The sequence below is a fragment of the Corynebacterium sp. HMSC070E08 genome (assembly GCF_001808895.1).
Classification (GTDB): Bacteria; Actinomycetota; Actinomycetes; order Mycobacteriales; family Mycobacteriaceae; genus Corynebacterium; species Corynebacterium hiratae.
This window is the reverse complement of sequence record NZ_KV794748.1, coordinates 1-9,926: the sequence shown is the minus strand read 5'-3', so window position 1 is coordinate 9,926 and position 9,926 is coordinate 1. Positions and strand designations below refer to the sequence as shown.

Below are 9,926 nucleotides of genomic sequence, written 5' to 3'. Positions count from 1 at the left end.
GAGAGTAAGAAACCGCCGACACCAAACAACAAACAACAACTCAATACAACAATAAGAGACCGTTGAAACACCATTACTGTTTCAACGGTCTCTCCCTTTTCGTTTTGCGGTTTTCACCGTCCCCCACAACCCGAAAGTGCAGACCCGCTGGTCGCAGCCAAGTACAGGCCCGCGTCTGCTGATCAGTCACCTGCAGGTCTGTACTTCCAGGTCTGCACTTATAGGGCCTAGACACCAAGCCTGGGACGCAAACAAACCTTGCTATAGATTTACCCACGGCCAGAACAACGACCTTCCCGCACCACCAAAAACCTTCCCGCATAAACGAAAAATTCTCAACAATTTCGTCAGCTAGGTCATACACCCGAAAAGTATCGAGCAGGTTACAGCAATCCGAAAGTTAGCCGCCTCTATCGAGCCATCAACCTTTTCCTTATACCCCGGCCGAAGCAAAAATGGTCCCCCGACCACCGCTACAGCGGGCCGAGGGTAACTCTACAAGAACAAAGGAAAGACGCTACGTTTAACGCAGGGAGGATGATCATGCAGTGAGGCGGCAGACTGCCTCCCGGATGACCTCAGGGCGCTTGCAGAAGGCAAAGCGAACCTTATGCTGCCACGGTTCCGGGTTGTCCGTGAAGGCGGCCAGCGGGATGGCGGCCACGCCCTTTGTTTCGGGCAGCTGCATGCAGAAATCGATGCCGCTTAAACCGGTAGAGGAGATATCGGCAACCACGTAGTAGGTGCCGCCGGTGTCATGCACGTGGAACCCCAGCTGTTCTAGGCCCTTCACTAGGATGCTGCGGCACTCTGCAAGCTCATCCACCATGCCGTCCAGCCATTCCTGTTCATAGCGCAGGGCATGGGCCACGGCCGGCTGGAAGGGCGTGGTCGAGACGAAGGTGGTGAACTGCTTGGCTTTGATGACGCCGTCGAGAAGCTTAGGCTCCGCAATGGCCCAGCCGGTCTTCCACCCGGTGCAGTTGAAGGATTTGGCAGCAGAAGACACCGTGACGGTGCGCTCGGCCATTCCCGGCAGGGTGGCGATACTGACGTGCTCGGTGCCGAAGGTGAGGTTTTCGTATACCTCGTCGGCAAGAACTAGGAGGTCCTTCTCCACGCAGAGCTCGGCGAGCTCGGTGAGTGCCTCGTGGGAAAAGACCGAGCCGGTCGGATTGTGCGGTGTATTGATGATGACCATGGCGGTCTTGTCCGTAACTGCGGCGCGCACGGCATCGACGTCGATGTCCCAACTGTTGCCGGATTCCTTCAAGGGGACGGGGACGCGGGTGGCGTCGGCAAGCGCGATGGCAGCGGCGTAGGCATCGTAGTAGGGCTCGAGGACGATGACCTCGTGGCCGGGTTCCACGAGGCCCAGCACCGTCGCGGTGATGGCTTCGGTGGCACCTGCGGTGACCACGACGTGATCCTGCGGAACAGCGTAGGTCTCCGCGATGGCGCTGAGCAGTTCCGAGACGCCGCGAAGGGGAGCGTATTGGTTGTTGCCGCCGGCGATGTTCTCCTGGGCAATCTCCAGCATGCGCTGTGGGCCGTCGCTATCGGGGAAACCCTGTCCCAGATTTACCGCGTCATTCTCCACGGCAAGCGCGGTCATGGTGGCGAAGATGGTTTCGCCAAATTCTTGTAGTCTCTCAACAGTCATTTAGAGCACCAGCAGATCGTATTTCGTAGCTTTCACATCGGTCAGACGCTTGCGTGCGCGCTCGAGGCGCTGCCACTGATCCTCCGGAATGGACTTGCGGGCAATCGTCACGGTCTCCGCATCTGGGGTGCCCCAGGCAATCGGCATGGGGGTGATCTGCTGCCAATGATCCTTGTCGTCGCTGCTGCGCTGGCCGGAGACAGCGGCCACCGGAACCTTGGTTCCCACGGTGCGCTTAATGCCCGGGATATTGGTGACCGTGCGCAGGCAGGCGCCCCAGCGCGGCGGAGCCTTCGGGTCCACGTTGGTGTTCACCAAGGCCATGAGCACCATATCGCGCTCGTTGACCTCCGCCACGACGGCGGGAGCAAGCGGATAGGAGTCGTAGAGCTTTTGGGCCGATCCAACCTTGCTCGAAGCCAAGACACCGATGACGGCGCAAAAGACGCCGAAGAGCGCCATGCCTACCGCCAGCGTGATGCGCCAGACGGGGTCGATTCCAAAATAGACGGCAATCGCACCGATGATAAGCACCAGACCCATGACGAGGCCGGAATTGCGCAGGCGCGAGGAATCACGCAGGAGCTCATTGTTCTTCTTGGCAAAGTCTTCGTTGACTTCAAACTTGAAAATCTTCATCAGCTCACAAGTCTACTTCGTCCACCAGCCGGTAGGCATAACCTTGCTCGGCCAAAAAGCGCTGGCGGTGCATGGCATATTCCGCATCAATCGATTCACGCGCCACGAGAGTGTAGAACGTGGCTTCCTGCCCGTCCTTCTTCGGGCGCAGTAGGCGGCCTAGGCGCTGGGCCTCCTCCTGGCGGGAGCCGAAGGTACCGGAGACTTGGATGGCCAGGGCGGCTTCGGGCAGGTCAATGGAGAAGTTGGCCACCTTGGACACCACGAGGGTGTCCAGGTTGCCTTCCCGGAATTGTTGGAAGAGCTTTTCGCGTTTGGCGGTGGAGGTCTTGCCGTCGATAACCGGTGCGTCTAGGTGCTCACCGAGCTCTTCCAGCTGGTCCACGTAAGCGCCAATGATGAGTGCCTGCTGACCTTCATGTTTCTTCAGCAGCTTGTCGACGGCCCGCAGCTTCGCGCCTGCCGACGCCGCAATCCGGTAGCGCTCCCGCGCTTGTGCCGTGGCATAAAGCAGGCGTTCCTCCTGCGTCATGTCGACGCGCACCTCGACGCAGTCCGCGGTGGCGATATAGCCGGCGGATTCCAGCTCCTTCCACGGCGCGTCATAGCGCTTGGGCCCGATGAGCGAAAAGACATCGCCCTCGCGGCCATCCTCGCGGATGAGGGTGGCGGTCAGCCCCAAGCGGCGGCGCGATTGCAGGTCGGAGGTCATCCGGAAGACTGGGGCGGGCAAGAGGTGGACTTCGTCGTAGATAATAAGGCCCCAGTCATGGGAATCGAAGAGCTCGAGCGCCCGGTATTCACCTTTGGTCTTGCGGGTAACCACTTGGTAAGTGGCGATGGTAATCGGCTTGATTTCCTTCTTCTCGCCAGAGTATTCACCAATTTCCTCCGGCGTGAGGCTGGTGCGGCGCAGTAGTTCATCGCGCCATTGGCGCCCGGCCACGGTGTTGGTCACCAGGATGAGCGTGGTGGCCTGGGCTTTGGCCATGGCGGCAGCACCCACGATGGTCTTGCCTGCGCCACAGGGCAGGACCACGATGCCGGAGCCGCCAGACCAGAAGGATTCGGCGGCATACTGCTGATAATCGCGAAGCTGCCAGTCCACCTCCTCGGTGCTCAGCGCGATGGGGTGGGATTCACCGTCGACGTAGCCGGCGCGGTCATCGGCGGGCCAGCCGGCTTTGAGCAGCTCTTGTTTGAGCCGCCCACGCGCGGAAGGTGGGACGGCGATGGTGTTGTCATCAATGCGCGGCCCCAGAAGCTCGCTGACCTTCTTGATGCGCGTGAGCTCCTCCAGGATGACAGGCTCGTCCGATTCGAGGATGAGACCGTGGGCCGGATGCGCCAGCAGGCGCACGCGGCCGTACCGCGACATGGTCTCGGCGACGTCGATCAGCAGCGCCTGCGGCACCGGGAAGCGGGAGTAATTCTCCAGAACGTCCACGACTTGCTCGGCATCGTGCCCGGCGGCGCGGGCATTCCACAGCGCCAGTGGGGTGATGCGATAGGTGTGGATGTGCTCGGGGGCGCGCTCCAGCTCAGCAAAAGGTGCGAGCGCTGCGCGAGCTTCGTCGGCCTGCGGGTGATCCACCTCGAGGAGGACGGTCTTGTCCGATTGGACGATGAGTGGTCCGGGCATATCTAGGGCCTTTCTACTCTGGGCGTCAGGGAGGGACTTAATCCCTGTCGGCGAAGCGGACGGAGGAAATGCGGTGAACCGGGAAACGCACGGGCTTTCCTGCGGTGCCTAGAGCATCAATGTAGCCGCCCTCTACTGATAATGGCTTCACGGTTACGGTGCGGAGATCGCCGCTTTTATCGGCATAGGAAATCACGATATCGGCGTGGAAGCGCGCGGCGGCGCGGGCCAGAGTGAGCGGATCTGGCTCCTCCTCCTGGTGTTGGCTCGGATCCTGCGCTGACTTCTGCAAAGCCTGAAGCGCCTGCTCCACCGAGGCGGTCTCGCGCTTGCGCGGCTTCGTGCGGGGCGTGGGCAAAAGGTAGGGCTCGGGGGCGACGGTAAGGGAAGCGCCGGATTCATCCTCCGGGGTGGGGGATAGGCCCTTTGCTCGCAGCTTCTCCAGCAGCTCGCCCACGCGCAGCTGCGATACCGCGACGGTGGGCGCGAGCAGGCGCAGACCGGCAACGGATGCGACGGCAAGCTCCAGCAGCGCGGGGTCCTCGCTGCGAAGGTATGAGAGTGCTGGCCCGCTGCGGAGGGTGCCATGGCGCTTGGCGACGTCCCCGATGGCAAACCCCAACGCCTGCGGCACGCCCGTCGGGCAATGCGTTTCCAAAAAGTCGGTCATTTCCTGGGCGGTCAGACCCTGGTCCATGCCACGGCGAATGGTGGACTCGCTGATGCGGTACACGCTGGCCAGGCCTGGGGATTCGAGGTCCGCCAGGGAGGCGAGGGCGCGGTGTGTGTCTGGCTCAAGGGGGCCGGGCACGAGGACGGTGAGATCTTGTTGGATGATGAATTCGCTGACGGTATCGGGGACGAGGCTGGCGGCCGCGGCGGAATCACTCAGCACGCGGGTAGCCTTGCCCAGCGCTATAGCACCGATCCATTCGGCTTCGGCGCGCAGCTGCTCAATGGTCACCGTGCGCGTGTGGCTGGCAAAGAGCGGGGAGCGAAAGCGTAGGTCCTCCCAGAACTCTTCGTTGTTCAGCGCGACTGCGGAATGTGCATAGACGCCGAGAACGAAAGCACGGAAGCGTGGCAGGCGGCGCACGAAGCTGTCCTCCGCGAGGACCCGCGAATCGCTCCAACTGGCCCAGGGGGAGGTACGCCAGGCGTCGAGAAGAATGCGCCACTTCTCCCCGAGAACGGCCTCGAGCCAGTCCTGGGAGCCAGTGGTAGGTGCGAGGAAATGCCCCTCCAAGCCATCCGGCTCGCCGCGGTGGAGAAGCCTAGCATGGTGGCCCAAGCAGATAAGCCGCGCAACCTCCTCCTTCTCCAGAGCGAGGTCCTTGGCCAGTTGGTTGAGGGGGCGAACGCCGACCGAAGAGTCCTTGAGCAGAGTTACCGGATGACTGCCGAGCAACTCGAGGAGCCTTTCCATGCCACGCACGGCTTCGAGGCCAGCTGCGGCACCGGCGTCGTCAGCCCTGGCATCCGGCTCCGGGGTGCCCGCGCGCCCCGAGGGGGTGGTGGGAATGGGCGGGGTGGTATCACCAGCCAGCAGGCGGGCGAGCGAGTGCGGCAAGCGCACAGAGTGCGCGTTGATACGCTCCAGAAAACCTTTGGCCAGCAGGCGCTTGGCGGGATCCTCGGAGTTGATGTCCGGCTCGGTGTCGGTGGTATAGCCCATGCCGTCGCTTTTGCTTAAAGCATCAAGGACTCGGCGCTCCTCGGGGGCAAGCGCGGCTAGATCCTTCTCATCGAACTCTACTTGGTTGCGCAACGACCAGCCGGTGGGAAGTGAGCCCATCACGGCGGTGACGATGCGCACCTGTGGGGCGTCACCAAAGACGAGACCGCGCTCCTTGAGCTGCTTCGTGATTGCAGGGTTGGTGTCTTCCACCATGGCTATTTCGCCGCCGCGTTGTGCGATGTCCTCCAAAGTAGCTAGTTGCTCGGCATTGCTTGCCGCTAAGGCATCCGCGACGTGCATCGGAAGTGTCAGGCGCGAGGCCAACGCATCAAAGTCCTTCGGTGCGGGTGAGAGAACATCACTGCGGTTGCTGAGCAGGGCGCGCAGGTCCTTGTCAGGCAACTGGCTGAGCCACTCGCGGTAGCTCTCGGTAACGCGGGCGCGGTGTGAAGGGGAGGTCATAATGGCCCTCAAGCTTAGTAGGCGGGGGAGGCATGGGGCCCTCGTTGGGTGAATAAGTTACTTTTTGCCGCGGGGTTTGGAATAATAAGGAGCATGTCGAACGAGAACAAAGGCTTCGTATCCCCGGCTTGGCCGAAGAACAGCCCCCGCGAGCACGCTATTACTGAACTTACTGCACCTTTTGCTGGTGCTTCCAGCCCGTACGGTGACGACCTGATTCTGCCGATGCCGGCAGAAAAGCTCAACTACGTTCACCCGTACACCCGCATCAACCGCTAAGTAGGCGCGCAGAAATCTGCGCTTCACTTAGCGGATACGTTGAGCCTTCCGGCTTGCTTTCAGCCCCTCCGAGAATGTTCTCCTCGGTGGGGCTATACGTGTTTGTAATGTACTTGCGCCTCAACTAGTTGGCACGGGCTTGGGCTTTAAGGCCGTCGAGCAGCGTATCGATGAGCTGGGCTTGTATACCTGATAGGTAGTCGGCGCTCACTGGTGTTCTGGGCAGCGGGCGGGTGATGAGACCGATGCCGATGTGAAGTTCGAGCGGGGTGAGGGACTCGGGGCAGAGACCTGCTTGTCGCGTGGGTTCGATAATCGGTTGGTAGATCGACTTCAGTTCAGCTTTGCACTGGGTAGCGATCTCCTGCACGTCATCGTCTGAGAATGAGGCAGTATTCACCTCGGCTGCCACTGCTTGAACAACCGCGGCGAAGTTAAGGCTGGCGATCCGATGAATAATATCGCGCCAGGTGCCTTCGGGATCCTCGTCGAAACCTTGTAGGTGGCTGTCCACCTCTTCTTTGATGTGTGCTACCTCCGCGCCGGTGACGGCATCGAGGAGGGAGAGCCGTTCGGGGAAGTGGCGTGAGACCGTGGCGACGCCCACGCCGGCTTTCTTGGCGATGGAGCGCATGGACACGCCCGGTCCCTCGCTGATGAGCAGCTGCCTGGCTGCTGCGACGATGGCTTGCTTGTTTTCTGCTGAGTCTTGTCTCACAGCTTGCATCATACCAAACGGAACACTATGCTCCACTTTGTAAGTGAAACACCCTGTTCCATTTGGAGGTTAGAAGTGTCAGCGGTGAAAAGTCAGGAAGGAAAGCAGCCATCGGTTGCTGTGAAATCGATAGTTGCCATTGTGGGGATCCCCGTCGTCATCGGCCTTATGCTGTGGGCGTTTTTGGCGCCCACCTTTGCGTCGGGTCCGGCTGGCGTTCCGGTTGCCATTTCGGCGCCGGAGCCCATGCTCGAAGGCATCTCGCAGAAGATTGAGAGTGCGGCGGGGGATGAGGCCCCGGAGATCGTCGTGAAGCACAGCGAGGCCGAGGTGCGCGACGCGGTGCTGCAGCGTGAAGCTGTTGGTGGACTGGTCATCTCCCCGCAGGGCGCGAGTGAGTTCACCGCTGCGGGAAATGGTGCTCCCTACGTGACGATGATTGATGGCCTCGCTGGCCAGCTTGAAGCACAAGGAATGTCCGTGGAGAAGCAGGAGCTGGCGCCGACGACGAAGGAGGACCCGCAGGCGAGCGGTATCGCACTGCTGGGCCTGCCGCTGGCCTTTGGCGGGATTGTTTCCGCTGTTATTGCCACCTTTGCATTTCGTGGCAAGAAATGGGTCAAGCTGGGGGTGCTCGTTGGTATTGCGCTTTTCGGCGGGCTCGTTGCTACGTGGATGCTGCACTCCGTCTATGGAACCCTCGGTGGCAGCTTCGCTGCCGAGTGGATGGCTATCGCTGCGGGCATCCTTGCGACGTCTGCGGTGACTGCAGGCCTTGCGGGGGTGATGGGTGCCGCGGGTATTGGAATCGGTGCCGTGCTGACTATCTTCTTAGCGAACCCGCTGTCGGGTCTGGCAACCGGCCCGTGGCTGCTGCCTACCGGGTGGTCGACGCTGGGGCAGTGGATGCCCATCGGCGCGACGGGTCACCTAGTCCGCTCGCTGTCCTTCTTTGATGGGCAAGGCTTCGGCCATGCGTGGTGGTCGCTAGGGCTGTGGATTGTTGTTGGCCTAGTGTTGCTGGCCTGTGATCGGTCGCGCGCTAAGGAAGACGCTGCCGTTGAGGAAAAGGCTTAGTCAAAACTAAAAGAGGCTGGATGGAGAAAACCATCCAGCCTCTTTTGTGTAGTTAAAGCTTTGCCTTTATGTGCTCAGCTTGCACGGCGCGGCGCGCTGCTTAGCGTGCAGCCAAAACCTGTGCCACCGGGTCGATGACGTGGCGGTTAGCGGAGTAGAAGGCGTTGAAGTCGTGGCGGTTGGCCTTGTACTGCTCGGTGAAGGAAGCCGGGACGGTCAGGCCGTACTGGGTGGCGGTGTCCTCGATGAGGGTGTAGAGAGCGTCAACAGCCAGCTCGTCGGTGGGCTCCTCGGCAGCTTCCTGGACAGCCTTCGGTGCCTCAGCCGGTGCCTGCGGCGCGGTCTCTTCCTTTACCTGAGTAGCGGCCGGTGCCGGGGTAGCGTTCACGTTGCGCGGAGTCGGTGCGGAGTTCAGGCCCAGGCTAGCGGAGCAAGCCGGCCATGCGCCCCAGCCCTGCTGTGCCAGGGTGCGCTCAGCAACAGCGATCTGCTGCTCGCGGGTGGCCTGGTTGGCGGTTGGAGCGAACTCGCCGCCGCCGAAGGCCTGCCAGGTCTGAGCGCTGAACTGCAGGCCGCCGTGGTAGCCGTTGCCGGTGTTGATGGCCCAGTTGCCGCCGGACTCGCACTGTGCGAGGCGGTCCCAATCGGAATCCGGTGCAGCGGCAGCGTTCGGAGCCATGATGGCTGCGGCAGCGCCCACGGCAACGGTGGAAGCGGCAAACTTGGTGGCGATGGACTTGTTCTTAGCGGAGTGGCGTCCCATTAAAGTATTCCTTCTCTAGGTTGTTCTTGCTTTCTCGCGCCCAGATGATGCCCAGTCCGGCATGTAGTTTTGCAATTGATGTTCACGTTCATGCACATCATGTATGGCCGCCGTGTGGAAGCCCGGACTGTGTCTGGGGCGAGACTTCCACGACCGGCGGCCGAAGTGCCTGTGGGAAAGAGTAGCGGTTTATAACGAATCAGTCACGTTAAATGGCTCAAAACGATAACGGAAGCGGGGATTCCCCTACGTTTCCCCTGTTCGTGACGGGTGTGTTAGCTATGTCACACCTGTAACGGGTGTGGTGGTTGAGGCGATACCTATTCTTGGTTTCTTTGGTGGGGTGCGTGGAGGTTAAGATGTATCTCTTTATAAGTTCCACGGATAGTTCCTCCGCGCGGCAGCTTAAGTCACAACCACGCTTCGCCGCGCCTCCTTATCCCGGTATGCCGGTGCCTATCGGCAGGCAGGTGATACGGCCTAAGCTTTGGTAGAGGAGAGACGGAAAGAAAGTGAGTGAAGAACCATGCCTATCGGCAAAGTGAAGTGGTATGACGCGGACAAGGGCTTCGGCTTTGTCAGCAATCCCGGCGATGAAGACGTCTATGTTGGCCGTAACGTGCTGCCCAAGGGCGTTGATGAGCTGTACCAGGGCCAGCGCATCGAGTTCGATTTCGCCGCTGGTCGCCGTGGCCCGCAGGCGCTGCGCGTGAAGGTCCTTGATGCTCCGCGCCGCCGCACCCCGGCCCGCAAGCCGGAGGAGCTGTCGAGCATGCTTTCCGACGTCATGACGCTCCTCGAAACCCAAGTGCAGCCGGTGCTCAGCCAGGGTCGCTACCCGGAGCGCAAGACTGGTCGCCAGGTGGCGGAGATTCTGCGTGCTATTGCAAAGGATCTGGATAGCTAGGGGCCTACATTCTTAGGCCGATGACTGAAAAGTGCCCGACCTGCCAAAAGTACAGCTGATTTTGCAGGCGGTTTCAAGTGGTGGATGCATCACTTGAA

The 9,926-nt window shown here is 61.0% G+C and carries 9 protein-coding genes; 3 read left to right on the top strand and 6 right to left on the bottom strand.

The genetic code is table 11. From position 1 onward, the window contains the following. Positions 1-541: 541 nt before the first annotated feature. From HMPREF2526_RS04805 to HMPREF2526_RS04790, 4 genes are read right to left on the bottom strand one after another with little or no spacing between them, the layout of a single operon-like run. Entirely contained in the window at positions 542-1,663 is a 1,122-nt protein-coding gene (locus HMPREF2526_RS04805; RefSeq protein WP_070546152.1) for a pyridoxal phosphate-dependent aminotransferase, read from the bottom strand. After that, a complete protein-coding gene (locus tag HMPREF2526_RS04800) occupies positions 1,664-2,302 on the bottom strand; it encodes a DUF3239 domain-containing protein (RefSeq protein ID WP_070546150.1) in 639 nt (212 codons plus the stop codon). It lies immediately after the preceding gene. Positions 2,303-2,306: 4 nt separating this feature from the next. Further along, complete coding sequence (locus HMPREF2526_RS04795) at positions 2,307-3,944, bottom strand: DNA repair helicase XPB (RefSeq protein WP_070546147.1); 1,638 nt, start codon at positions 3,942-3,944, stop codon at positions 2,307-2,309. A 37-nt stretch (positions 3,945-3,981) separates the two neighbouring features. Then, positions 3,982-6,084, bottom strand: coding sequence for a helicase-associated domain-containing protein (locus HMPREF2526_RS04790; RefSeq protein WP_070546145.1), 2,103 nt, complete (start codon positions 6,082-6,084; stop codon positions 3,982-3,984). A gap of 93 nt (positions 6,085-6,177) precedes the next feature. On the opposite strand from HMPREF2526_RS04790, the gene HMPREF2526_RS04785 reads away from it, so the two are divergent. Next, entirely contained in the window at positions 6,178-6,363 is a 186-nt protein-coding gene (locus tag HMPREF2526_RS04785) for a hypothetical protein (RefSeq protein WP_010187772.1), read from the top strand. 124 nt (positions 6,364-6,487) lie between these two features. On the opposite strand, the gene HMPREF2526_RS04780 is transcribed toward HMPREF2526_RS04785, so the two are convergent. After that, entirely contained in the window at positions 6,488-7,090 is a 603-nt protein-coding gene (locus HMPREF2526_RS04780; RefSeq protein WP_246819857.1) for a TetR/AcrR family transcriptional regulator, read from the bottom strand. A gap of 111 nt (positions 7,091-7,201) precedes the next feature. Here HMPREF2526_RS04780 and HMPREF2526_RS04775 point away from each other — a divergent pair, with 111 nt between their 5' ends. After that, a complete protein-coding gene (locus tag HMPREF2526_RS04775; protein ID WP_246819856.1) occupies positions 7,202-8,158 on the top strand; it encodes an SNG1 family protein in 957 nt (318 codons plus the stop codon). 100 nt (positions 8,159-8,258) lie between these two features. Here HMPREF2526_RS04775 and HMPREF2526_RS04770 read toward each other — a convergent pair whose 3' ends face one another. Next, on the bottom strand, positions 8,259-8,921 hold the full coding sequence (locus HMPREF2526_RS04770; RefSeq protein ID WP_070546139.1) for a resuscitation-promoting factor Rpf1 domain-containing protein: 663 nt from the start codon (positions 8,919-8,921) through the stop codon (positions 8,259-8,261). A gap of 526 nt (positions 8,922-9,447) precedes the next feature. Here HMPREF2526_RS04770 and HMPREF2526_RS04765 point away from each other — a divergent pair. Further along, the gene (locus HMPREF2526_RS04765) at positions 9,448-9,828 is read left to right on the top strand and encodes a cold-shock protein (protein ID WP_070517013.1); all 381 of its coding nucleotides are present in this window, start codon (positions 9,448-9,450) and stop codon (positions 9,826-9,828) included. Positions 9,829-9,926 lie beyond the last annotated feature (98 nt).

What these genes read in the sequence shown, in the direction of transcription:
- HMPREF2526_RS04795 (WP_070546147.1), bottom strand. Translation starts at nt 3,944, where the DNA reads ATGCCCGGACCACTCATCGTCCAATCGGACAAGACCGTCCTCCTCGAG.
- HMPREF2526_RS04800 (WP_070546150.1), bottom strand. Translation starts at nt 2,302, where the DNA reads ATGAAGATTTTCAAGTTTGAAGTCAACGAAGACTTTGCCAAGAAGAAC.
- HMPREF2526_RS04785 (WP_010187772.1), top strand. Translation starts at nt 6,178, where the DNA reads ATGTCGAACGAGAACAAAGGCTTCGTATCCCCGGCTTGGCCGAAGAAC.
- HMPREF2526_RS04780 (WP_246819857.1), bottom strand. Translation starts at nt 7,090, where the DNA reads ATGCAAGCTGTGAGACAAGACTCAGCAGAAAACAAGCAAGCCATCGTC.
- HMPREF2526_RS04790 (WP_070546145.1), bottom strand. Translation starts at nt 6,084, where the DNA reads ATGACCTCCCCTTCACACCGCGCCCGCGTTACCGAGAGCTACCGCGAG.
- HMPREF2526_RS04805 (WP_070546152.1), bottom strand. Translation starts at nt 1,663, where the DNA reads ATGACTGTTGAGAGACTACAAGAATTTGGCGAAACCATCTTCGCCACC.
- HMPREF2526_RS04770 (WP_070546139.1), bottom strand. Translation starts at nt 8,921, where the DNA reads ATGGGACGCCACTCCGCTAAGAACAAGTCCATCGCCACCAAGTTTGCC.
- HMPREF2526_RS04765 (WP_070517013.1), top strand. Translation starts at nt 9,448, where the DNA reads ATGCCTATCGGCAAAGTGAAGTGGTATGACGCGGACAAGGGCTTCGGC.